Annotated in this window: 24 protein-coding genes; 8 read left to right on the top strand and 16 right to left on the bottom strand. The window is 34.0% G+C overall.

All coding sequences use genetic code 11. The annotated features are described in order from the left end of the window. Positions 1–46 precede the first annotated feature (46 nt). Positions 47–1,687 (bottom strand): multicopper oxidase family protein, encoded by a 1,641-nt coding sequence (locus tag AC1Q51_RS00775; protein ID WP_090976169.1) that lies wholly within the window; start codon positions 1,685–1,687, stop codon positions 47–49. Between the two features lie 362 nt (positions 1,688–2,049). Between AC1Q51_RS00775 and AC1Q51_RS00770 the strand changes: the two genes are divergently transcribed. Further along, positions 2,050–2,685, top strand: coding sequence for a pentapeptide repeat-containing protein (locus tag AC1Q51_RS00770; protein WP_000687268.1), 636 nt, complete (start codon positions 2,050–2,052; stop codon positions 2,683–2,685). Between the two features lie 94 nt (positions 2,686–2,779). Here the strand turns inward: AC1Q51_RS00770 and AC1Q51_RS00765 are convergent, their stop codons facing one another. Next, positions 2,780–4,063 (bottom strand): aminopeptidase P family protein, encoded by a 1,284-nt coding sequence (locus tag AC1Q51_RS00765; RefSeq protein ID WP_061660351.1) that lies wholly within the window; start codon positions 4,061–4,063, stop codon positions 2,780–2,782. A gap of 221 nt (positions 4,064–4,284) precedes the next feature. Here AC1Q51_RS00765 and AC1Q51_RS00760 point away from each other — a divergent pair, with 221 nt between their 5' ends. Then, on the top strand, positions 4,285–5,268 hold the full coding sequence (locus tag AC1Q51_RS00760; RefSeq protein ID WP_097821603.1) for a F510_1955 family glycosylhydrolase: 984 nt from the start codon (positions 4,285–4,287) through the stop codon (positions 5,266–5,268). A gap of 15 nt (positions 5,269–5,283) precedes the next feature. Continuing rightward, on the top strand, positions 5,284–6,000 hold the full coding sequence (locus AC1Q51_RS00755; protein WP_219993459.1) for an urease accessory protein UreH domain-containing protein: 717 nt from the start codon (positions 5,284–5,286) through the stop codon (positions 5,998–6,000). Positions 6,001–6,019: 19 nt separating this feature from the next. Here AC1Q51_RS00755 and AC1Q51_RS00750 read toward each other — a convergent pair whose 3' ends face one another. After that, positions 6,020–6,928, bottom strand: a complete 909-nt coding sequence (locus AC1Q51_RS00750; RefSeq protein WP_097821602.1) for a LysR family transcriptional regulator — start codon at positions 6,926–6,928, stop codon at positions 6,020–6,022. A 143-nt stretch (positions 6,929–7,071) separates the two neighbouring features. Between AC1Q51_RS00750 and AC1Q51_RS00745 the strand changes: the two genes are divergently transcribed. Further along, positions 7,072–7,779 (top strand): alpha/beta fold hydrolase, encoded by a 708-nt coding sequence (locus AC1Q51_RS00745; protein WP_000109165.1) that lies wholly within the window; start codon positions 7,072–7,074, stop codon positions 7,777–7,779. A 72-nt stretch (positions 7,780–7,851) separates the two neighbouring features. Here the strand turns inward: AC1Q51_RS00745 and AC1Q51_RS00740 are convergent, their stop codons facing one another. Then, positions 7,852–8,766: a hypothetical protein gene (locus tag AC1Q51_RS00740; protein ID WP_492331315.1), complete on the bottom strand. Its 915-nt coding sequence runs from the start codon at positions 8,764–8,766 to the stop codon at positions 7,852–7,854. Between the two features lie 246 nt (positions 8,767–9,012). Between AC1Q51_RS00740 and AC1Q51_RS00735 the strand changes: the two genes are divergently transcribed. Beyond that, complete coding sequence (locus AC1Q51_RS00735; protein WP_492331314.1) at positions 9,013–9,243, top strand: DUF896 domain-containing protein; 231 nt, start codon at positions 9,013–9,015, stop codon at positions 9,241–9,243. A gap of 47 nt (positions 9,244–9,290) precedes the next feature. Here AC1Q51_RS00735 and AC1Q51_RS00730 read toward each other — a convergent pair whose 3' ends face one another. From AC1Q51_RS00730 to AC1Q51_RS00700, 7 genes are all read right to left on the bottom strand, one after another. After that, the gene (locus AC1Q51_RS00730) at positions 9,291–9,770 is read right to left on the bottom strand and encodes a CcdC family protein (RefSeq protein WP_492331313.1); all 480 of its coding nucleotides are present in this window, start codon (positions 9,768–9,770) and stop codon (positions 9,291–9,293) included. Between the two features lie 207 nt (positions 9,771–9,977). Beyond that, entirely contained in the window at positions 9,978–10,373 is a 396-nt protein-coding gene (locus AC1Q51_RS00725; protein ID WP_000358533.1) for a cytidine deaminase, read from the bottom strand. 33 nt (positions 10,374–10,406) lie between these two features. Beyond that, positions 10,407–11,708, bottom strand: a complete 1,302-nt coding sequence (locus AC1Q51_RS00720) for a pyrimidine-nucleoside phosphorylase (protein ID WP_002093946.1) — start codon at positions 11,706–11,708, stop codon at positions 10,407–10,409. Positions 11,709–11,744: 36 nt separating this feature from the next. Continuing rightward, a complete protein-coding gene (locus AC1Q51_RS00715; RefSeq protein ID WP_000876190.1) occupies positions 11,745–12,926 on the bottom strand; it encodes a NupC/NupG family nucleoside CNT transporter in 1,182 nt (393 codons plus the stop codon). A gap of 99 nt (positions 12,927–13,025) precedes the next feature. Further along, on the bottom strand, positions 13,026–13,697 hold the full coding sequence (gene deoC / locus AC1Q51_RS00710; RefSeq protein ID WP_001017444.1) for a deoxyribose-phosphate aldolase: 672 nt from the start codon (positions 13,695–13,697) through the stop codon (positions 13,026–13,028). 304 nt (positions 13,698–14,001) lie between these two features. After that, entirely contained in the window at positions 14,002–14,949 is a 948-nt protein-coding gene (gene deoR / locus AC1Q51_RS00705) for a DNA-binding transcriptional repressor DeoR (RefSeq protein ID WP_000409777.1), read from the bottom strand. 263 nt (positions 14,950–15,212) lie between these two features. Continuing rightward, a complete protein-coding gene (locus AC1Q51_RS00700; protein WP_000169649.1) occupies positions 15,213–15,803 on the bottom strand; it encodes a TetR/AcrR family transcriptional regulator in 591 nt (196 codons plus the stop codon). A 640-nt stretch (positions 15,804–16,443) separates the two neighbouring features. Between AC1Q51_RS00700 and AC1Q51_RS00695 the strand changes: the two genes are divergently transcribed. Continuing rightward, positions 16,444–17,097 carry a CPBP family intramembrane glutamic endopeptidase gene (locus AC1Q51_RS00695; RefSeq protein ID WP_492331312.1) on the top strand — a complete coding sequence of 218 codons (654 nt, stop codon included), beginning with the start codon at positions 16,444–16,446 and terminating at the stop codon, positions 17,095–17,097. Positions 17,098–17,188: 91 nt separating this feature from the next. Then, positions 17,189–17,500 (top strand): heavy metal-binding domain-containing protein, encoded by a 312-nt coding sequence (locus AC1Q51_RS00690; RefSeq protein ID WP_000637518.1) that lies wholly within the window; start codon positions 17,189–17,191, stop codon positions 17,498–17,500. A gap of 275 nt (positions 17,501–17,775) precedes the next feature. Here AC1Q51_RS00690 and AC1Q51_RS00685 read toward each other — a convergent pair whose 3' ends face one another. From AC1Q51_RS00685 to AC1Q51_RS00670, 4 genes are all read right to left on the bottom strand, one after another. Beyond that, the gene (locus AC1Q51_RS00685; protein WP_001071936.1) at positions 17,776–18,399 is read right to left on the bottom strand and encodes a GNAT family N-acetyltransferase; all 624 of its coding nucleotides are present in this window, start codon (positions 18,397–18,399) and stop codon (positions 17,776–17,778) included. Between the two features lie 62 nt (positions 18,400–18,461). Next, a complete protein-coding gene (locus AC1Q51_RS00680) occupies positions 18,462–19,046 on the bottom strand; it encodes a TetR/AcrR family transcriptional regulator (protein WP_000710980.1) in 585 nt (194 codons plus the stop codon). Between the two features lie 263 nt (positions 19,047–19,309). Further along, complete coding sequence (locus tag AC1Q51_RS00675; RefSeq protein WP_492331311.1) at positions 19,310–20,680, bottom strand: alpha/beta hydrolase family protein; 1,371 nt, start codon at positions 20,678–20,680, stop codon at positions 19,310–19,312. A gap of 142 nt (positions 20,681–20,822) precedes the next feature. Continuing rightward, a complete protein-coding gene (locus tag AC1Q51_RS00670; RefSeq protein ID WP_492331310.1) occupies positions 20,823–22,052 on the bottom strand; it encodes an aminopeptidase in 1,230 nt (409 codons plus the stop codon). Between the two features lie 1,213 nt (positions 22,053–23,265). On the opposite strand from AC1Q51_RS00670, the gene AC1Q51_RS00665 reads away from it, so the two are divergent. Continuing rightward, positions 23,266–25,041: a M60 family metallopeptidase gene (locus tag AC1Q51_RS00665; protein WP_000378337.1), complete on the top strand. Its 1,776-nt coding sequence runs from the start codon at positions 23,266–23,268 to the stop codon at positions 25,039–25,041. A 193-nt stretch (positions 25,042–25,234) separates the two neighbouring features. Here the strand turns inward: AC1Q51_RS00665 and AC1Q51_RS00660 are convergent, their stop codons facing one another. After that, the gene (locus tag AC1Q51_RS00660) at positions 25,235–25,414 is read right to left on the bottom strand and encodes a hypothetical protein (RefSeq protein WP_000060529.1); all 180 of its coding nucleotides are present in this window, start codon (positions 25,412–25,414) and stop codon (positions 25,235–25,237) included. Positions 25,415–25,574: the final 160 nt, after the last annotated feature.

The following is a 25,574-nucleotide window of genomic DNA, read 5'->3' as shown; positions in this document are numbered from 1 at the left end:
GCAACAAAAATGAATAAGCAGCTATCCATAGGATAACTGCTTCCTATTATTCTGGCTTATTAGGAATGTTTTGGTTTGGAACATAGTCAGATTTATAATCTGTATAGTTCACTTCCGTTACCATCCCTGCTGAAGCATGATGTAGGTCGTGACAGTGGAACATCCACTCACCGGGATTGTCTGCTACAAAGGCTACTTCATATTCTTCTCCTGGTTTTAAGTTCAATGTATCTTTTACAATTGGAGAACCTTCTATCGGTTTTCCATCTTTACTCAACACCTGGAAGAAGTGACCATGTAAATGCATTGGGTGATCATCCATTTTAGAACGATTTACCAATTTCACTTTTACTAAATCACCCTTTTTTACTTGAATTGGGTCAATATCCGGAAATACCTTTCCGTTAATTGTATATACCATTTCATTTTCATTCATTTGCGTATTTAAGTCCATATTATATGTGGCAGTATACTCTTGATTTAACGTGAAACTACCTAATTTTTTAGCACCATATTTCGTCATATCTAATTTCGCTAATTTTCCCTTTTCATCTGCTTTATCTTTCATCTCTTTGCTGCCATCATACTCAATAACAGCTTTCATTCCTTTTGCACCTTTATTTTTTGAATGGTCCTCAACATACCACTTCCCAGGATTATTAGCAGTAAATTCAATATCATAACGTTCACCCGGTGCGATTGAAATTACTTTATCCTTTATAACTTTTGGATTGTTTATTGGTTGACCATCTGTCGCAATTACTTTTATATCATGACCGTGAACATGTATATCATGTGATAGATAACCAGCATTAACAAGTCGAAGACGAACTTTATCTCCCTTATTCACTTTCAATGGCACTACTAAATCACCGCTTTTTCCATTGATTGTGAATAAATCATACATACTCATATCATGACCTTCCATCTTCATATTTCCATGGTCCATTCCTGTCATATTGCCAGAGTCTTTTTGATCACTGCCCATGTCCATACCGGAATGATCCATGCCGTTCTTATCGTCATTCTTTTTCGTATTTTCATCACCTTTAGATTTATTACCTATTTGCCCTTTTGTCATTTCTTTTAACTGCTTTTTAATTTCTTCTTTATCTGTAACCCATTCATCCAACATTAATGTGTAATCTTTATCATATTTTTCCTTTGTATCTTCTACAATGAGCGCTCCATACAAACCTCTATCTAATTGATTTACAGAATCTTGATGCGAGTGATACCAGTACGTTCCTGGTACGTTCGCTTCAAATTCGTAAGTGAAACTTTTTCCTGGTTCAACTGCATCTTGTGTCACGCCTGGAATTCCATCCATGTTATTTGGGACAGGATATCCATGCCAATGAATGGATACTGGTACAGATAATTCATTTTTTAATGTCACTTTCACCTTTTCACCTTTTTTCACCCGAATTTCTGGACCAGGAGATGAGCCATTAAATGTCCAGACTGGAACAATAACACCGTTACTTAATTTTTGCTTTTCTTCTTTCGCTATTAAAGTAACTTCTGGTCCTTTTTCAACCTTCAATGGTGTTGTAGCTGTTTCAGTCTGTAGTGTTTTTTTATCATTCATATTTTTATGATCATTTGTTGTATTTGTCGTCACAGAACAGGCAGCAATTAAAAATATTACAGAGACTGTAATGGCTGCTAATACAAATCGCTTCATGGAAAATCCCTCCTTTTTCTTTTTCAAAATCATTATAGAAGTTGATTTTCAAGAAAATAAGGAGATGTAATTAGATCTTACGTAAGCTAATTGGAAGATTACTAAAAGCGGAGACATTACAAGAGGCGAATATTTTAGAAATACAAAATGCTTTCCTTGTAGCGACTATATTAGCCGTTCTCGTATTTGTTTTGACGTTATTTCTTAAGAAACAATAACACTGCTATTATTAAATAAGAAAAATGTAGCTAAAATGCTCTTCACAAAAGAACTTAGATTTTTGTATAATAAGAACTAATGTTCTTTACAGACAATGGACTCAAATTACACAAATATATCAAATAGAAGAGGATTGATATACGATGAAAATTGATAGACCAAAAATTTCACCAGAGTTATCTTCAAAGAATTTTCAAGATATTTTTTATGAAGAAGATCCAACATTAGAAGTGTGTGAAATTATAGACTCCACTTTCGAAAATGAATCTGTAGATAGAGTGCGATTGTATGATGCAGTGATAAAGAATTGTAAATTCACTAATACAGACTTTAGCAATATTGATATTACAGATGTTTGTTTTGAAAACTGCGATTTATCAAATGTTAATTTAAGCAATTCTTCTGTTCATAGAGTCGAATTTAAAAACAGTAAATTAATCGGGGTTAATTTTGCAGAATCTAGCTTAGGAAATGTTAAATTTGAGAATTCAATTTTGAATTTAGCAGCATTTGGGAATTCTAAACTAGAAAAAATTATATTTAATGAAACTTCATTAAATAATGCAGATTTTTTTGACTGTAAACTTAAAAAAGTTGAATTCCAATTATGTAGTCTTGATGAAGCTAATTTTGATCAGACATCACTGAAGGGGATAGATATTAGTTCTTCTACCTTTGATACACTTACAGTTTCAGTGAACGATTTAAGAGGATGTAAAGTATCAACATATCAAGCTGTTCAGTTTGCTACTTTATTAGGATTAATAATTAAAGATTAGTATTTCGAAGAAAAGAACCCTATCCCGAATCATGGATTTTTTAATTGTCCACGATTCGAGATAAAGTTCAAATAAATTAGTGATGACTCTTTTATTATTTAACTACAGCTTGGTTTCCTTTTACATGTTCATTATTTACACTCATAAATTCTTCAATTTCTTCAACTTCTCTAATGATATCTTTTGACAAGTTTTCATACCCGTCTTTCGTTACAAGAATGTCATCTTCAATACGAATTCCAATTGATTCTTCTTCAATATAAAGACCAGGTTCAATTGTTATAACCATACCTTCTTCTAACATTCTATCTTTATATGTTCCTACATCATGTGTATCTAAACCAAGGAAATGGCTGACACCATGATAATAGTATTTTGATAACTCTTCATCTTCTTGAATTAAACCAATTGCTTTACACTCTTCTGCCAGTACCTTTTTTGTATGCTCATTTAATGCAGCGAACTTTAATCCCGGCTTAATAATCTCTGTTGTTTCTTTTAATGCTTTTAATACAATATTATAAATTTGTTTTTGACGACTAGAGAATATTCCATTTGCCGGGAATGTATAACTAATATCAGCGTTATAGTAGTCTTTTTGAGCACCTAAATCTAGCAATACTAAATCACCATTTTGAATTTGTGCATCATTATCTTCATAATGAAGAACTGTAGCATTTTTACCACTTGCCAAAATTGTATTGAACGCATGATGCTTAATGCCAGATGATTTCAGTGTAAAATCAAATTGAGCTTCTAATTCATACTCCATCATGTCTACTTTTGCATGCTTAAGTACGTTGTAAATACCGTCTTTCGTTATAGCAATCGCTTCTTTAATAATTTCAATTTCTTCCTCAGTTTTAAAAACTCGTAATTCACAAATGTTCGGATATACATTACCAATTGTTACGTGTGGATATTTTTCTCTTACATGTTTAGCAAATGCTAATGTTTTTGTCTCCGTACCATTCCACTCGCGACGTTCTATATCTAAATATAGATGCTTCGCATTTTCTGTAAAGAGTATATTTGATACTGCTTTTTCAAAGCTATCTAAATATAAAACTTTCTTTATACCTGAAATTCCCTCTGCTTCTTCGCTAGAAACTGTCTTCCCAACCCATTTTTCCATTACTGGATCTGATTTTTCAATGAAAAGTGTCTCTTCTACACTATTCCCAAACTTTTTCAGCATAAAAATAACATTTGGTTCATCGATTCCCGTTAAGTAGTAAAAATTACGATTCGGTACAAATTTATAATGTGCATCAGCTGACATATGCGGTGCTTGTCCCGCAAATAAAATCGTAACGGATTCATCAGGTAATGTTTTCGTTAGTCTTTCTCTATTTTGAGCAAAAAATGTTGATTTCATAATAATCCCCCTAGTATTCTATGTATGCTTGTGAAACTAATCATCAATACAATTCATTCTATTATTGTTATAATTTTTCGTCAATTAATTATACTCATAGCAAAAGGAGAATTTTCATTACTAGGGCCCCTTCCACGCTAAATTATGCATATCACTCCACAATTTCTTGATATTTATTCCATATACTTAAAATCTCATGTATAGGAAAGGGGTCTACAAATTTGAAACATTATGTAGCAACAGGTTTAGCAATTACTTCTTTATTAATAATTTCTGGATGTTCTAGCAACTTCGAAACAGCACCAGTGAAGAACGAAACGGCGCAATCTCAACCAAAAAATACAGAAACAGCAAATACGAGTCCGCAAGACTTCTATAAAGAAATTACATCTGGAAAAATCGAGCACATTCACGGAATTGGTTATGCAGGAAATATGTCTGGGATTTCTATCGCCACTCATAGCGGGATAAAAGTTTATCAAAATGGAAAATGGTTTAAAACTAAGACTGAGCTACATGATTATATGGGATTTCAGGCAACGAAGAACGGATTCTTTGCCAGTGGTCACCCTGAACCAGGTGCAAATTTAAAAAATCCTTTAGGATTATTGAAAAGTTCTGATGGCGGTAATACCCTTGAAAAGCTAGCGTTTTATGGAGAATCCGATTTTCATAACCTTGCTGTCGGATATAATACGGAAGTAATTTATTTATACAACGAACGCCCTAATTCTAAATTACAACAAGGTTTTTATTTCAGTACGAACAACGGACAAGAATGGAAAAATAGTAAGTTAAAAGGTCTTTCAAGTACGATTCATTCCTTTTCAGTACATCCGAATCAATCTAGTGTAGTCGCGGTAAGTGCTAAAGACGGTGTTTACTTATCTACAGATTACGGAAATACATTTGAACTATTCGCTAAATCACTTGAATCGACCGCAATTACATTAAGTAATGAAGATGTTATTTACGCCCCTATTAATAAGCAAATCGTAACGAAGAAATCAATTGCTACAAATGAAGAAACAAACATACAAATTCCACCTTTAGATTCTAAAGATGCAATTATGTATATTTCACAAAACCCTCAAAATTCAGCCGAAATCGTATTTGCTACAATGAAATCAAATGTATTCCTCTCTACAGATGAGGGTAATACGTGGAAGCAGATTGCTAATGAAGGAACATTCCAATTTAAGTAGAAGGGTGAATATAACGTGTTTTCAACAATAAGTGAATGGAGCTATCAACTCATGTCTCCTTTAATGGATGCCGCGAATGCTACGAAATCTGTACCTCTTTTATTTTCGTTTTTATTAGGCATAGTAGGTACCCTTGCTCCTTGCCAATTAACAGGAAACATTAGTGCTATTACACTTTATAGCAACCAATCTTTACAAAAGGGACATGTATGGAAACATATACTTTTATTCATTTTAGGAAAAATAATGGCTTTTACGACGCTTGGACTATTAGTATGGTTTTTAGGAAAAGAGATTCAGCAAATATTGACTTTGTATTTTCCATGGTTACGAAAAATGATGGGACCCCTATTAATTTTAATGGGGCTACTGTTGTCAGGTATTATAAAAAGAAGATATTTCTTCTCGATTAAATTTATACGAAATCAAAATGAAGTTGGTTCATTTTTACTCGGATTCTTCTTTTCCTTAGCTTTTTGTCCGACTATGTTCGTTCTATTTTTTGGAACGTTAATCCCTTTATCTTTATCATTTAATTACGGGTACTTGTTTCCAACGTTCTTTTCGATAGGAACTGCGCTTCCTATCGTCGTATTAATGTCCTTCATCTCCTATCTGGGATTAAACGGGGCATTACTAAAGAAGAGTAGGAAAATAGGAAATAGCATTCAGCGTATAGCTGGTTTTCTCCTTATTTTAATCGGATTTTATGATACTGCTCTTTATTGGTAATACATACAAAAGATAAGCTCTAGTGAAATGAGCTTATCTTTTGTAATATTATATTCATTTTTTTCTTTTGCTGTAGTTGAGCTAATAAATTCTTAACAAACGCGAGAAACAGCGGGTCATTCTCTTTTTTAGGTGACCATTGCATAATAAGTTGTCGTGGAATTGTAATTTCTATCGGCTGTACAATGAAGTCATGAATAATTTGCTTATGTAGTCCTGATAACGGAACGATTGTTATACCATTAACTTGTATAGTAAGTGCTAATGCTGAACTAATTGATTCTGACTCCATCACTTTATTAACTGTTATTTCATTTTTCATCAAATACGGTTCGAGCACTTCTTTGCAACCAGAAAGTGGCATAATAAAAGGATAATTTTTTATATCATTAATAGTAAGGTTAGGCAGAACTTTTTTTGAAGAAACCATAACATACGGATCTTCACCAATGACATCATAATGAAATCCTTGTATTAAATTTTCTTTTATAGAAATAGAAAAATCTGCACTACCTGATGATAGCCAATCTAACACTTCTTGATAGCTTCCTTCTCGAACTGCAAGTACATATTGACTATGATCAATATTCCCTAGTTGAATACACTCCGCCAAACAATATACAGTAACGGAAGGATACGTAGCTAGTACAATTTTATACAAGCTTTTATTCTTCAACTGGAAAGCTGTTTCCTCAAGTTTTTCATACTCCATTAGAAGTCGATTCACACCAACTAAAAATTCTTTGCCATTTTCAGTTAGAATCGTTCCTTGTCTAGAGCGATCAAATAACGTTATAGCATATCGTTTCTCTAATTTGTTAATAATATGGGTTATTGCTGGCTGTGTCATATGTAATTCCTTTGCTGCCAGACTAATACTATTTAAACGAGCCACATATGTAAAGACTTTAAAATCAAAAACATTCATTCTGTTCTCCTTATATAAAATATATTTATATCATCTATAAATAACCTTCATTATATTTATGAAACCACTTCATTTACACTGAGTATACATCATCAATATTACAAATAGATGAAACTTATATACCCTAGAGGAGTGTTGATTAAATGAGTACTTACATTTTAGTACATGGAGCATGGCAAGGTGAATGGGCATGGGAATTAGTAAAACCTCAACTAGAGGCTTTAGGTCACACTGTTATTACACTAGACTTACCTGGAAGTGGGAAAGATACAACTCCTTCACAAAATATAACGTTAGATTCCTATGTTGATGCAGTAACAGCTAATATAAATCAACAAAATGAAAAGGTTATTCTTGTTGGACATAGTATGGGTGGAATCGTTATTACTCAAACTGCTGAACTTATACCAAATAAAATCGATAAATTAGTATATCTTTGTGCTTTCTTACCACGAAATGGAGAAAGTCTTGGTAGTAAATTAGACGGAGAAGATGGCCCGCAATTCACTATAAATGAAAATGACTTGACTGCTGAACTTATACCTAATCTAATTGAACAAACATTTTTAAATGCTACAGAAGACGGTTCTATTAAAGAAGCATCTTTTAATCAAATGCGTCCTCAACCATTAGGACCCTTCCAACAAGAGCTGAAAATATCTGAAGAAAACTTTGGAGCCATAGATCGCATTTATATTGAAACGACTCTAGATAGAGCGATTCCAATTGATTTTCAGCGCCGAATGAATACAGAAACACCTTGCAAGAAAATTATTACTTTAGAAGCTGATCATTCTCCATTTTTCTCTAAAGCATCGGAACTTGTTCATTACTTAAATGAATTAAACTAAATTTTTCATAAAATAAATAGACACTCACAGGTGTCTATTTATTTTACTAATTAAAAGCTATCTTTACTCTATCTACATTGCCATGCCCTTTTGCTTCATCTCCCACTTTTTATACAGTAGTACTGCACCAAATAAAAATACTCCCGCAACAAATGAAGCTACTGGTAACATCTTTATCATTCCATCTGGAAATACGAGCGGCAATAATGGAAATGCATACACTGCTGGAATACGTACACCAGCAATTTTTAATAAAATAAGCATTAATATCATATTTAATAAAGTGACTACAATCCATGAATCAATCGCAAAGTACAATATTGTTCCAACAGTTGCAGATGTAGTTAATACTACTATTTGTTTAAAAGCCATTTTTTCATTGTACATCGGCTTTTGAAGTGATTCATATACAACAACTAATATTGGTGGAATAACTGCTAATTGTTCATAACCAGTTATCCAACATAAACTAATCCATACGAAATTTAGTATGAGAAATACAGTCATATATTTATACTGTATTTGCACTTTTCGCTTAATACCGTTATTCAATTTAAATATAAGAACACCAACCATTAAAATAAATGTTAAAGCGAATACCGCGATAACAAATGACCATTCCGTCGCATTTGTTACTAATGGTAATAAACCTGTCGCAATAGATGGTGCTAAATTGGATTGAATTACACGTAAAAAAAGCATCATGAATACAAGCGTTAAACTTACTTTCCCTAAATAAGCAATATCCATTTGATTCACCATAAAACCAATCACAGCTGTTATTGAAGGTGCAATGAAGATTTTTTCTGGTTGCCTTAACCATCCTGGCTCACGATACGCCCATAAAGCAATTGCCATCGCTGCTATTTCCGGCAGAATAACTTCCGGATCATTTAATAACAGACCCGCTGTTACCATGGCTAAAATAAATAAAATAGCAATCGTATATGAGATGATTGTTTCTTTCTTTGAAATTACTGCATTCATTATTACATACTCCTTTGTGCTCATTTCTTTCATAATGTAAAACAACTAATTTTATACCCTACTACGGTATTGTATATTAACATCTTTTCTATTTCAAGTATCATTAAGTTATTCACATCCTTTTTCACTCCATGCTCTTACAAAAAAGAAATTTTTATAGACGTTGACACTTAATGAAAGATAGGTTAAAATAACTATACATTAGTAAGTAACTAATGTAATTAATTAAAACTAGAGGTGAATCAAATGAAAAACATTTTATTCCGTATTAACGAATTATCAAAAAAAGAAAAAGCATCTGGATTAACAGTTGATGAAAAACAAGAACAACAAATGCTGCGTCAAAACTATACAAAAACATTTCGTGGAAGCTTAGATTCCATTTTATTAAACACAAAAATTGTTGATCAACATGGTCTTAACGTTACACCAGTTGCATTACAAGATGCTCAAATACGTTTAAAATTAAGCAAATGAGTTCCGCGCTAAAGAATTTCAATAAAACATAAACAGAGCTGGATTTCCTATATAGAAATTCCAGCTCTGTTTATTGTCTTTTCTAATTTAGTAAACGAGCGATACATCGCAATTCTCCACGACACAATCATCGCAAATGCTAGTAAGAAAAACATGCCGCTTAACTCTGCCAAATCAATTGATTGGCTTAAATATGACTTTAATGCCACGCGTACAGCTAATAAGCCTACTAAAATGAATATGAATGCTTTTGACGGTTTCATAAATATATGTTCGCCTTTTATTTCGAACTTAGTTGTTTTAATAAGAAAAATAGAGAAAATAATCCCTATACTAATTGCCTCGACTATTTCTAACGATGTTAATCGAAAACCTGGTAAAAAGTACATCATCGCGCCTGTACTCATAAAAATTGGTGGTAATATAATTTTCTTTTTCGTTACCGGCTTTTTCGCTGCTTTAAAACGTAGAAACATTACCCCAACAGCCATACAAACCGCTATGACACTTGATAAAAGTGCTATCATACTTTCCACTCCTATCTATTTAAATGACTTTTTTAGCAAAATCATAAACCAATAAGTAACTACATGCCGCATTATAGAATTTCTTCATTATATTCCTCCTGCTGTAAACTTTCCATATTCGCTGCAATCATTTTACGCAAAGTTTATGAACGGAATATGAACAAAAAAGCCATTCTGCAATTAATAATTGCAAAATGGCTTTTTAACTTATTTTAAATCGTCAATTGTGAAAGCACCTGGAAGTAATTGCTCAACAGTCACTTCTTTTTCATCACCTTTTACATTCGTTAGTAATACAGGCATTTTCGGATCACAGAATTCAGCAATTACTTGTCTACACGCACCACATGGTGAAATCGGTCCATCAGTTTCTCCTGTAATAACTAAGTAACTAAAATCGCGCTCCCCTTCTGATACCGCTTTAAATATTGCTGTTCTTTCTGCACAGTTACATAAACCATAAGAAGCATTTTCTATATTACAACCAGTATAGATTTTCCCTTCTTTCGTAACTAACGCTGCGCCAACAGGAAATTTAGAATACGGAATATACGCTTTCGATAACATCTTGTTTGCTTCTTCAATATATTTTTTCTTATCCATATTATTTCCCCCTCAAAGTAAATGAAATGATCATTAGTCAGTAATAACTGTATGAACTAATTTAGGAGCCACTGCTGTTTCAGCGATAGAGATGTTCTCATAAATTTTTGCTTTTACATCTTCTACATTTTCACGATTTGCGTAGATTGTTACGAACGGCTCGCCTTCTTTTACTGCATCGCCAACTTTTTTACGTAACATTAATCCTACTGCTAAATCGATTTCATCTTCCTTCGTTGCACGACCTGCACCAAGTAACATAGCTGCAATACCAATCTCATCTGCAACAATGTTAGAAATAACACCTGAAGTTTTTGCAGGTACATCAATTACATACTTCGCTTGTGGCATTTTTTCTGGATTGTCTACAATTGAGCTATCTCCGCCTTGATTGCTTAAGAACTCTTTAAATTTCGCAGTTGCTTTTCCGTTTTTCATCACTTCAATTAGCATTTCACGAGCTTCTTCTAACGTATTTGCTTTTTTCGCAAGTACGACCATTTGACTTCCTAATACAAGTACTAATTCTGTTAAATCTTCTGGACCTTCACCTTTTAACGTATCAATCGCTTCTTTCACTTCTAGAGCATTACCAATCGCAAATCCAAGAGGTTGTGACATATCTGAAATAACTGCCATTGTTTGACGTCCTACGTTATTTCCGATACGTACCATTGCATGTGCTAATTCTTTTGCATCTTCTTCTGTTTTCATAAATGCACCAGCACCTGTTTTTACATCAAGTACGATTGCGTCAGCACCAGCTGCAATTTTTTTACTCATAATTGAACTTGCGATTAAAGGAATTGAGTTAACAGTTCCTGTTACGTCACGTAATGCATAAATCTTTTTATCTGCAGGCGTTAAGTTTCCTGTTTGTCCAATAACAGCTACTTTGTCACGGTTTACAATATCGATGAACTGCTCTTTCGTAATTTCAACGTGGAATCCTTCTACCGCCTCTAATTTATCAATTGTTCCGCCAGTATGTCCTAAACCACGACCAGACATTTTTGCTACTGGTACGTCTAAAGCAGCAACTAATGGTCCTAATACTAAAGTTGTTGTATCACCAACACCGCCAGTTGAATGTTTGTCTACTTTAATTCCTTCAATTGCCGATAAGTCGATCGTTTCTCCAGACTCAACCATCGCCATCGTTAAATCTGCACGTTCGCGATCTGTCATATCTTTAAAGAAGATTGCCATTGCAAGTGCACTCACTTGATAATCAGGAATACTTCCGTCTGTATATCCATTAATAAAGAATTTGATTTCTTCAGTCGTTAATTCTTTGCCGTCACGTTTTTTTGCGATAATATCTACCATTCTCATTACAATCACCATTCCTTTTTATATTATATGAATCTATTAAAATAATAAGCCAACGATTGTTGCTGATAAGAAACTTACTAACGTTGCACCGAATAGTAATTTCAAACCAAATCTTGCGACTACATTCCCTTGCTTTTCATTTAAGCTCTTAACTGCCCCTGCAATAATTCCAATTGAAGAGAAGTTTGCAAATGAAACTAAGAATACAGATATAATCGCTGTCGTTCTATCTGAGAAATTAAAGTTTCCTTGTGCTAAATCTGTCATAGCGACAAATTCATTTGATACTAATTTTGTTGCCATAATATTTCCGGCATTAACTGCTTCATGCCAAGGTACACCCATAATAAATGCAAATGGTGCAAATACATAACCAAGTATTTCTTGGAATGAGATACCAATTACACCTTTAAATACTGCATTAATGAATGCGATAAGAGCAACGAAACCGACTAACATAGCTGCTACTGTGATCGCAACTTTAAATCCGTCTATAATGTATTCACCTAATACTTCAAAGAAAGTCTTTTTCTCTTCTTCTTGCACTTCTAACATATCTTCTTCTTCAGTAACTTCATACGGGTTAATGATAGAAGCGATAATAAAACCACCGAATAAGTTAAGAACTAAAGCGGTTACAACATATTGCGGTTTTAATAACACCATATATGATCCAACGATAGACATTGAAACGGTAGACATTGCAGATGCACATAATGTATACATTCGTTTCTCTGGCAATAATCCTAGTTGTTTCTTAACTGAAATAAACACTTCAGATTGTCCTAAAATCGCAGAAGCAACAGCATTATATGATTCTAGTTTCCCCATTCCATTTACTTTACTTAATGCTAGACCGATAGATTTCACAATAATAGGTAATACTTTAATGTGTTGCAATATACCTATTAGTGCTGAGATAAATACGATTGGCATTAATACACTTAAAAAGAACGAAAACTCTTTTTGATTTACTAATCCACCAAATACAAAATTCACACCGTCAGCAGCATATTTTAATAACTCTCCAAAACCATCTGCTATTCCGCTAATTAATATATTTCCTACACTTGTATTTAATAATAGAAACCCCAAAATGAATTGTAATATAACCATCGTTATGATTGGACGATATTTGACTTTCTTTCTATCATTACTAGCAAGCCAAGCGATACCTAAAATCAATACGAGGCCAAAAACACCGATTAAGTATTTCATAAGCCGTTTCCTCCCATTCGTATCCGCTTACATTTTTTTCAATTATTAAAGCAATAGATATACTTTAAACGTATATCTATTGCTTTAAGCTTTTATCGATTAGTAGTTATCTGTAGCACCTTTTGCATCATTTAATACGATTGCAACACTAGCACTTGCTCCAACGCGAGAAGCTCCAGCAGCTACCATTTTGTCTGCATCTTCACGTGTACGAACACCGCCAGATGCTTTTACACCAACGTTTGGTCCTACTGTTTTACGCATTAATGCGATATCTTCAGCAGTTGCTCCGCCAGTTGAGAATCCAGTTGAAGTTTTTACGAAATCAGCACCAGCTTTTACTGATAATTCACAAGCACGTACTTTCTCTTCATCTGTTAATAGGCAAGTTTCAATGATTACTTTTACAAGAGCTTTTCCTTTTGCTGCTTGTACTACTTCATAAATGTCTTTTTCAACAAATTCGTTATCACCATCTTTTAAAGCGCCTACGTTGATTACCATATCAACTTCAGTTGCACCTTTTGCGATAGCATCTTTTGTTTCAAATGCTTTTGTTTCAGTCGTGCTTGCTCCTAATGGGAAACCGATTACAGTACAAACATCTACATCATGTCCAGCTAATTCTTCAGCAGCTAGCTTCACCCATGTAGGATTAATACAAACAGAAGCGAATTTATATTCCTTTGCTTCTTCGATTACTTTCATAACATCTTCTTTAGTAGTATTAGCTTTTAAAATTGTATGGTCAATTAACTTTGCAATGTTCATTATCTTCACTCCTCATATCTTTTAACAACTTCATTCTAACTCTTAGTTGAACAAATGTAAATACACTTTTGAAATTTTGTTCATTCTTTTTTAAAAGGCATTTTCTTGTAGTAAATAAAGCGCATTCTAACAAAGAACACTTCATATATAATCAAATTTTCTATGTTAACAATGGTAGTATGTATCTCCATATCCATAATTATTTTTAAAAAGGCAATTTGTGTTCAAAAAAGACTCCTATCATTCATACATAACAAAATAAAAGGAGTTCTCAAAATTAACATTTTGAGAACTCCTTTTATTTCTAACCTTTTTGATAATGTAACAGTTCTTTTGCTGTATGCTGATCGATAATTAATACATTTGCATACCCGCCACGTAACGCACCATCAATTGCTTTTATTTTTCTATTACCACCTGCAACTAAAATAGAGCGTTTCTTTAATTTCAGTTCCTCTAACTCAATTCCAATTGTACGCTGATTAATCTCTTCGCTACTAATATTTCCGTCTCCATCAAAGAAACGTGAACAAATGTCACCGACTGATTGTTTTTTGAGTAAACTTGTTTCATCCTTATCGAAATAACCTAATCGGAATAACAGCGCTTCGTCTCGCACTGTTCCTACAGTGAAAACTGCAATATTCGCTTGTTTCCCCATTTCGATAATGTGATGAATATGTCGATCCTGCTCTACTAATTCTTTTGTCACTGCATTATCAAATATAACTGGAAGAGGTAGATTTCTTGGCGTCGTTTGAAAAGCATCTGCAAATAAAGCTATCGTCTCATTCGCATATGTATTTACACTCGAATGACTAATGCCACCTTTTAGCTGGACAACCTCTACCCCTTTTACATGTTGCGGTACGATTTTTCTAGCAATTTCATACATCGTCATTCCCCAGCTTACACCAACAATATCACCGTTTTTAACCGTCTTTTCCATATGCTCAGCAGCATATTTACTTATATACTCTGTAATCGTTGCATATTCCGGTACTGGAGAAAACACAACATGTGCCTCTAACAAGTTGTACTTTTCTTTCAGTAAATTCCCAACGTTATCTAAATCCGCAAATGGATCGGCGATGCTAATTTGAACAAACCCTTTTTCTTTCGCGTACTTTAACAATCTAGAAATCGTCGGTCTTGAAATATTTAATTTGTTAGCAATTTCTTGCTGACTATAATCTGATTGATAATATAATCTTGCAACTTCAACGCTTAATTGTTGTTTATCTTTTTCCATAGTAACTCATTACAAATCCCTTCCTGTATTTCCCTTTCGTTACAAGCATTATACAGCTTTATGCAAAAAAATTCGACTACCGAATTTTATCTAACTGAACTTTTATTCCACTTATTATATACAATGAAACCGTTCAATAAGAAACATAAACCATCGTCTAAAAACTATTCAAACACCCCTCATAAACAGAAGATACTGTTTATGAGGGGTGTTTATTCAATTTAAGTCTATAAAAGTTAAATGAAAGCAATGCAAGTTCTCACTTATTTAGAATAGGAGAAAAGATGATGTTTTATTTGTTCAATAAAATAATGATGGTGTATATTATCGTTAGATACTCGACTTGCCATAATAGCCCCCTCCATTGAAGATGCAAGAAAGGAAGCGAGTGATATAATGTCTACATCTTCTTTAAATTCTTGTTTCTCTATTCCTTCTTTTATGAGAGAAGCCATTAACATTACTGTATCATCATAACCTTTTGCTGCTGCTTTTTGTAATTCTGGAAATACTCCAGTACTTTCAATGGCACTATTAAGTAATGGACAGCCTCCAGCAATAGGAGGATTATTAGCTGCATCTTGATATACAAGGAAAATTGCAAGGATTTTATCAATTGCTGTCTTTTTATTTTCCATTGCTTTATGAAAATGACTCCACATAATCTCACCACTTTTGTCGTAGGCAGCAAGGACAATTTCTTCTTTACTTTTGAATCTACGATAAATAGATCCTTTAGGTAGTTCAGTAGCTGTCATTATATCCTGGATGGATGTGCGAGTTATCCCATTAGTATTAAATAAATATAAAGATGTTTCAATAATTTTTTCTTTAACCTTATCAACTTTAGTCATGCTTTGTAATCCTCCTAATGAAAACGATCCTAATATTCTAGGTAATGTTTACCCTCTATTTTCTTAATTTTTTTGTAAGTATAAATAAGTTTGGAACAGAAATATCTTATCAATTCCTATCTTATGGAAACCTCAAACAATACAGTTTGAAAAGAAGTTAATCAAATTGTATTACCTATATAACTTGAGTGAATTTTCTGTCAAAATAACATGACCAATTGTTTAATTCAGTCATATTATACAACTAATTTTATCTAAAATCGTAGAGTTGTAAAAATATATAGTTAATTTTAACGTATAGACATATGATTATTATATATAATTTTTATTAATATGTTTAGCTAAATTGTTTGAACTACCCCCACTTTCACTTCATTCTATAAAAGATTAACCATTAATGATTACTGGAATTAAATTGTAACAAAGCAACTGAAATATAAATATATTTGCTTTTTTCCATTTTGATTTTGTTAATACTTTATAAAAAGGGTTTAAAAAACTAGAAACTTGTAGTATCATTAGATTTCGATTCGGACCGAACCGTCCGGTTTAGAATCTTATATAAATATATTTAGAAGGAGAGCGTTATGCAGAAAGAAAAATCAAAAATTATAGGTAATTTAATTATGGGGGCAATACAGTGAACTTTATAAAAATGAATAAAAAAGAAATCATTATGCTAATAATCTTTACACTGTTTGTACCATTTCAAATTGGCTTGTACATACTATTTGGCATATCACTTTTAGCTAATGTCAATTTAGTTGAATCAGAATTTGTTCTTAGTGCCATCGGTTTTACTGTACCTGCTATTGTAGGAATCATTTGCTTTAGGAAAGAAATTATTGAAAGTTTTACTTATTTTAAAGAGAAGACAATTTTGAAAATAGTAAGTATTCCTATGGTAGTTTTATTTACGTTAATTGTGGAACAGTGTGTTATGTATTTTCTAGCAACTGGTCAACCAGAGAACCAAGAGCAGCTCCTTGAAACTGGTGCAGAGGTACCTCTTGTATTTACATTGCTTGTATTTGGTATTCTGGGTCCAATACTTGAAGAAATTGTGTTTCGCCACATATTAATAAATCGTTTTTCTTACCATATTGGTACTGCTATTGCATCTATCATTTCGATTATGATTTTTACACTTCTTCATACGAACCACCTTTCGGATATTGCTATTTATTTACCTGGGTCGTTGATACTTACTGCGGCTTATCTTATTTCTAAAAGATCCATTGCATATGTTATAGCGATACACATGTTAAACAATTGCCTTGGTTTCATTCTGTAAGAAACTAGACTTGTTTCTAGTGCCAAAAATACTTTTTCTATGGCATAAGAAAGCTAATCAAAAATTATAATATATTAGGAGAGTGTCAGTCATGATTGTAACAACAACTTCTGGAATTCAAGGTAAAGAGATTATTGAGTATATTGATATTGTAAATGGTGAAGCTATTATGGGTGCAAATATTGTCCGCGATGTATTCGCTTCCGTTCGTGATGTTGTCGGTGGCCGTGTTGGTGCTTATGAAAGTAAGCTAAAAGACGCTCGTGATATTGCAATGGGCGAAATGAAAGAACTTGCAAAAGAAAAAGGTGCGAACGCTATCGTTGGTATTGACGTAGATTACGAAGTTGTTCGTGATGGAATGTTAATGGTTGCTGTCAGTGGTACAGCTGTACGTATATAAGTAAATAAAAAAACGGTTCCCCTTCGAATTTATACTTTGAGGGGGAATCCTGGTTCTGTTGCAGATTTTAAAGAATAAAGAGATGTTGATAAATCATTGTACGTCGAAAAACACAGTTTGAGTGTAAACTGTGTTTTTTTATATAGAGGCCCCATCACTATCAAGCTAAAAATCTTGTGTTAACTTGTGCAAAAAGTCCATTTTTTCGATTTGGGGTAATTTTGAATCCTTAAGTTTATGGGCATGTGGCGTTACCCTAATACTGTACAACTTTTTTATAAACGGTTGTAAGGTTCTACGTTTTTGACCATTCTGTACAACGATAACTTTGGTTTATTGATTTCACCTGTAATCTGGTAGCCTATCCTCTGATACAATTTAATTGCAAGTTGGTTCTCTTTCTTTACTGTCAGAGAGCATTTGGAAAAGCCTTGCAGCGAAGCTTGTTCCTCGGCAAACTCAAGTAGTCTGGTACCTATCCCTAGTCCTCGACTTTCGGGCAGTAAGGCAATTGTTCCGATGTGAAACTCGTCATCTTCTCCCTCCTTCAAGGTAAACATGGAATAAAGCATTTTGATATTCAGAATGTTATAAACAACAAACCCCAGCTTTCGGAACGAAAGCAGTTGTTTAAAAGTGGGCCAGGCAAGACGATTTAAGACGGGTATGGGATAGCAAGTAATCATCCCTAAAGTTTTCCCGTCCATTTGAGCTTCATAGGCGTATTGATGACTAAAACGGTTGTTCCCCTGCCGCCATAGCCTACAAAATATCCCTTCGACTGTGTTCTTCTCCTCAGATCCTGCAAGCGGAAACGCCATGTATTCCAATGCCATTACATTTAGCTGGGCGCCGACCATGGACTGATGAACAGCCTTTACAATAGAGATTTGATTCATTTTCTATTGCTCCTTTTCACTTTCTATATTATTGATATTAATTATCATAGATTTAAATCAGTTCACTCTCCTCTCAACTCATCCTTAGCTTTGAAACCATAATAAAATGTATTTAAAACAAGCTCTGCGGCAGATTTTTTAGCCACATTTCCTTCATGTACCTGTTCCCAGGTATGGAAAAGCAGAGCATAAAGCGTATTTAAAATCCATTCGCTACTAACCGTTTGCTGAAAGTAACCTCTTTGTTGTAACAGTTCAATAACGCGTCGTAAGGGTTCCCTCAGCTTCTCTTCTGCTTCACCTAATTCTTTGTTGTTAAATACAGATGCATCATGACCTAGAAAATAGATTTTGTCACCTAAAGGGATTAACGCTTCAATGAGTTCCGGGATATAGTTTTCGCTTCTTTCCTCATCCAGTGGAATCTGGTTTACAGTATCACTTACCAGTTGTATAGCCCGATGGCCCAAGAACAGCATCAATTTCTCCCTGCTTTCGACGTAGCGATGGAGTGTAGCAATTCCAATTCCCGCATATTCCGCAATTTCATTCATCGAAGCAGTAGGATTTTCAACAAGCAATATAGTAGCTGAATCAAGAATTGCATTAAATCTCGCTTCCTTCAACGCTGACAAGTCTTTCTTCATCGTCAATCTCTCCCTTTTTCTGTATAATGTCGTCATTTTTGATAGATAAATATATCATTTGATATTATAATAAACAATCTCAAATAAAGTGTCCAGCTGCTGAATGTAGCTTTTCAAAAAGAATTATATTCCTGAAACTGATAGTACTTTGAATGTTTCATTTTTAGCATTTCATTATTTAGATAACGATGAAGAAATTAAATTCTTTAATGTAATAAATACAGGAGCCAAAGGAAATGGTACGAGTTACTTTCTGCATAAAGTTATCGGTTTATTTTAAAATTCACTTCCGGGTATTGGGTTATCAGCCTTTTAAGGGTTGAGCCGTCATCCTTCTGTTTTACATACTGGTCAAAAAATGCCAGGCTGAATTCGTTAATAATACGATGAACTTCCTTTGGATTTTCACCTGGGCTCTGCAACAGAGGTGAGAACAAATGTAAATCGGTAAAGCTTGTATGATCCGTATGAGGAATGACCATTGACATACCACCGCCAGCTAACCCGCGTCCGTATCGCTCCCTCACTTCAAAGGGATCTGCTTCATCAGGCTCTTCTGCATTCATGAGCAGAAATGGTTTTCCAATGCCACTTTCAGGCAAGATTTCACCATACAATGTACCATCCATATTGATAGCTGCTTTGACACGAGAATCTTTTGCAAGTATTTGTGCTGCGGTAGCTCCACCGTAAGAGTGGCCAAACATTCCAATTCGCGAGGTATCCAGTCTTCCTGTAAAGAAACCGGTCTCATCGTTTTCGTTAAGTTTCTCTATCTGATTAAGGACAAAGCTGACATCTTCCTCCCATAATTTTATGTGGCTATCTCCTTCATCAGTTAAATTGATGGGCTGTACGTAAGCAGTTCGACCACCTGGAAAGACGGTAGCTGCAGCATCAAAGGTATGATCGATACTTAGAACAATATATCCTTGACTAGCCAACTCCTCAACTTGAAACGTGTTTTGATTACGAAAACCATTAAAACCATGAGAGAAAAGTAATATGGGATAGTGATTCTCTGAGTCTGAGAGTTGTAAATCCATAAACGAATGAGCCTTTACCAATTCCATGTGGCTAAATGCAAATGCAGGAATGGACAATGTTTTTTCCAATCCCTTGGAGAGCTCATTTATGTTACGAATATAAGGTTCTGGATCCCCCTTGCTTTTTTCAGCTGCAGGATACCAAATTTGCACCATCAGTTCGCGCCGATCGTTTGGATTTTTCGAATATGGTTCATTTCTCTGATGATCAACCCAATGATATAGCTTCGTACCCACCCTATGTGGACCAGTTGGTTCTTCAAATGAAAATACTGGCATAAGTAAGGGTAGCGCAACTGCTACAGACAAATAGATACATAGCAACGAAGCCTTAACTATGAATATACCCCAACTTCTAAAGCCCTTTTTCCGCACAGTTAATAAATAGCATAAAATTAAGATAACTGGGGATACATATGCCGGAATCATCTGCCATCTAAAACCTTCTACCAATAGCTGAACTGTAACCATTACAACGGCAACCAAAGTAGCTAATTTAGACCACTTTTTCGTTTCTCTTCCTACTAACAGTATCCAACTTAATAGACTAAAATTCACAACTATCAAAACAACTTCCCAGAAATTCATTGGCATATCTCCTTTGCATGCATTTTACTTCTAATTAAAGAGGTAGTTTTCAGTTTGAGCAAAAGCAGACGAAACACCTATATAGTTGCACCGATTATGCTAATCGTTTCATCCACTCTACTCCTTTATTCAAATTAAAAACTTAAAATGCCCAGCTACCTTTACGGAAAATTGGTTCTACAGTTCCATCTGGTAGAATACCGTCGATGTCCATCTCACTGCTGCCAATCATAAAGTCCTCATGTGTTACTGAAATATTTGCCCCTAACGTTTCAAGCTGATCGTTTTCTAAATCTCTTCCACCCTCTAAGCAAGTTGGATAAGCTTTACCAATCGCTAAATGGTTCGATGCATTTTCATCAAACAATGTATTAAAATATAAAATTCCCGATGCTGAAATTGGTGATTCATGTGGTACAAGTGCTACTTCACCTAAATAGCAAGAGCCTTCATTCACATTAATAAGCTCTTGTAATAAATCATGTCCTACCTGTGCTTCAGCTTTAACAATTTTTCCTTCTTCAAATGTCAGTTTAAAGCCGTCAATAATATTTCCTTGATAAACTAATGGTTTTGTATTGCTTACATAGCCATTTACACCTTGTTTCATCGGTAACGTATAAACCTCTTCTGTCGGCATATTAGCCATAAAGATAGTATCATCAGGAGTTTTACCACCTCCAGTAACCCATTTATGCTGTGGTGCTAATGCAATTGTTAAATCAGTACCTGGCGCTGTATAGTGAAGCTTCATATATTTTTTATCGTTCAGTAGGACCGCACGAGATTCTAAATTTGTTACATGTTCACGCCATTTTTCAATAGCACTGCCGTCACCAATACGAACAGCTTTAAAAATAGCCTCCCATAATGCTGGTACTTGATCCTCAGTTGCTAAACCTGGGAACACCTTCGATGCCCACTTTGGTGAAGGAACTGCTACCATCGACCAAGCTATTGAATCCTTCATTACGGCGTTGCGATTGTTTCTCAGAGCAGCTCCTGCTACCTTTTGATAGGTAGCTAGACAATCAGATGAAATACCTGTAAATTTATCAGGATCTGTAGCATCTATCATTAATAGTGCTCCTTTACGTTCGATCAGCTCATCATTCATTTTGACTATCCACTCTGGGAAGCGATTAAATTCTTCATCTGAGGCATAATCAAAGTAAGCACGTTCCATTTCTTCATCCGAAAAATTAACATGAACACGCCCTGCCCCAGCCTTATAAGCCTCTTTGACAACTATACGGGCGAAATCCAATGTATCTACTGATGTATTGACTAATAAGTATTGCCCTGGTTGAATATTGACACCGATTTTCACCGTAAGTTCTGCATATGCTTGTAATTTTTCTTCAAAAGTCATATTATTTACCTCGCTTTTATCAAATTGGTTTTGAATTCCCCTCACTAACCTGCTTTCATACCATACTTTCTGAACAGGTTTTCTCAGAATTTCTCTTTCCTATTTTTTACATTTTTCATCAAGACATGATAACAACTAATGGATTTTTTCTACTACTCATATATTTACTTTCTAAACTTTGATTCAAATAATATTGGTTTTTTTTCAAAAAATCTAATCGAAGGTATCAAACACTACAACAAATTATAGAGTTCTTTATTGTGAAAGCTCACTCATTTCTTCCCAATCTTTTCAATGTTGCTGCACCTAAAGGCTTTCCATCAATGTGGCGTTTAACATTCTCAATCACTCCTTTCTCTTTATAAAGTTATTTTTGATAGATAAACATATCATTTGATATAAGATTAAATCATTTCAAACGAATTATCAAGTCGTAAAATTTAATTTTTAAAAAATTGGGTAAAAAAAACTATATGAACATGGATTCTATCAAAGGGAGCGATAACGAAAAGATTTTTACGCACACATGGATACGAAATTACTGCTCAAAAATACCCCCTACATTTATCTGCAAGAGGGCTATCTTTTTATTCATTTTTCCAATAAACAAACATGTTTCCACTTTACCAATCTTTTTTCATGTTTATATTATCCTATCTAGATGAAGATATCTCCTAGAGGTAACACCACATGCCCATCAAGTTAAGAGTTTAATTGTTGCCACAAAACGAGAAAACTGAACCGGATTTTTATGAGTAATTATGAAGAGATAGAATTTTAGTTTTGGGGATATTTCAAAAGTTTAGCTTGATGGGTATGTGAATCTCCTCTCTATAACAAATATTTTTTAGTAAATGTTAAAAATTTTGCGAGAGTGTAAATTTTTAACATTTTAATTTTTCTCAATTGTATAACTTTATTTTTGAATTATACTTAATTCGTAATCCTAAAATTAGGAAAGGAGCTTTGAGATAGGACATTTATCTTAAATGTTTACTTGGAGGAGTGATTAAAAAAATCAATGAAGGTAATGTGTTTCTAAATTAATCAGGAAGAGAACTTGAAATGTTACTATGCTTTTTTTACTCATCTAAAAATATCATCAAAATTTTTTAATAAGTGCAAATTTAAAAAATCCACTTTCGGCATTAATGAAAAAGCTGATATTTCGTATATAAGTAATTAATGAATTTGAACGAAAGGACTGATCTATATGGACAGCAGAAAGAATTGTAGATTACAAAAAACTATAAAGGTGTTTGCAACATCCGCTATTTTAGCAACCACGTTATTTGCACCTATTATGTCAAACAATTTAGATGTGCATGCAGAAACTGCACAAACTGCAACTCAATTTGAACAAAGAGAGTTTGACCTTCCAGGTACAGGAAGTTTTTGGGATGAAGCAAAAAGAGAAAAAAGAAGTGAGCAAAAAAATTATATGCCAACAGGCATATATGTGAAACCTAATGAACAGGTTACAATTACAGTATCAGGAACGCAAAAGATTAGAGCCATTATTGGGACACATCAATATGATAAAGAATGGGGAAAAGAAATTGATCTTTCTCCAGGCTCTAATACTATCTCTTCACCAAACGGCGGCGTATTAGGGTTAGATAATTTTCAAAGCACAGGAACAGTTAAGGTGCAAGTAACGCAAGGCGGTAGTCCTATTCCTTTCTTTGTATTAGGGAAACACACAAAAGCTGACTGGATTGCCATGATGAACAACTATCCAAATGCACATGCAGTACAATTGAAATCAGAACGAGCCGTACTAACTGTAACTCGTGATAGTGCCAATAAATATATTGTAAATCAAGATCCTGTGCCCCTATTAAATAAATATGATGATATGATTCGAGCGCAAGACAAGTTAGCAGGGCTATCTGAAACGGATCCTAATCCTTTACATCGTTCAACTCGTCGTATTTGGGCCTTTGTAGAAAATCCTAACGCACAAAGTTGGGGCATGTATGCAAGTTGGGATGGAGCCGTCTTTACGACTGCTGGTGAAGCTATCAAAAGTACTTTAAATGTAAATGAGTTTGGATGGGGACAAATGCATGAAGCGGGACATGCACGACAACAATATCCATGGACGTGGAATGATTTAAGAGGTATGGGTGAAGTAACGAATAATCTATATTCATTAGCTGCATTCAAGAAAATATACCCAAATATACCAACACGTTTAGATACAGAGGGAGATTATAATAGAGCTTTTGCGTATTTAAACCAAACAAATAAAGAATATAAAAATATTGACGACCTGTTTGTAAAACTTGTTATGCTTTGGCAACTTCATTTGGCATATGGGGATGATTTTTATCCAAATCTCCACAAATTATATCGTGAGATACCTGAAGATCAACTTCCCAAAACAGACGAGGATAAAATACAGGCATTTATTTACAATACATCGAAAATAGCAAAACAAAATGTACTGCCATTCTTTGATAAATGGGGATTGAAAGCAACACAAGAAACAAGACAAAAAGTAGAAGCTTTAAACACCCCAACATTAATTGCACCTATATGGGAAGCGACGGATGCTAAACCTGTTAAACCACTTGCTGTATTGTCAAAAAAAATAATGAAGGCAAGTGCAAATAGTGAGGAATCAACGGGCTCAGCTAGTAAGGCGATAGATGGAAAAACAGATACATTTTGGCATAGTACTTGGACACCAAATCAATATCCTTACAATTTGACACTAGAACTTGGTGATACACGTACCATTTCACAATTGGCATATCTTCCAAGGCAAGATTGGTCAGAAAATGGCCGTATTTTAACTTACAATATTTATACGAGTGTAGATGGCATTACGTATGACAAAATATCATCAGGAACATGGGAAAATAATAGTGATAAGAAAACGGCAACATTTACCCCAGTTACTGCAAAGTATGTAAAAGTGGAAGTAACGAAAGGACAGAATGGATTTGCTTCAGCAGCTGAAGTAGATATTTTAGGGTATTAATTATTTTCACTTGTAAATGAGTATATGATCACAGGGTGGATTTTGAAATATTTTGAGGATCTGCCCTGTGATATTTTTTGCGTATTTCATGTTCTGTTTTCACTTTATAATTTCTGATAGGAAATTAAGTGAATAAGTTTCAGTTAATACTAATAAAGTAAAAGTCTATAATGATTCTTCAAAAATTTCTTCCTCAAAAAATCTTTTTTGTTTCAACATTTTTCTGACTACTTAGTTTTTCAAACACTGCTTCTGCTTCTTGACCATAATCTCTAAATGTACCTCCAGCAACAGAATCAATTTCTAAATATTTTTCCTTTGAAATCAGATTAGGAGTTAAGGAACCCTTATTCTCATCTCCTACTAAAGACATGTACATAAATATAAGTAGAAATATAACTAATAATCCTAATGTTATTTTCCCTATTTATTGTCTCCTGTTCTAAAAAAACAGTTTCTGTCTATCATACCAACAATAGGGAATGTCCTTTTAGAATTTATAAAAAATATAAAAATACATGACAAACTTATAT

Source organism: Bacillus sp. MT94 (assembly GCF_058792475.1).
Note: the sequence above shows the minus strand (reverse complement) of the source record. Positions and strands in the feature narration are given on the sequence as shown.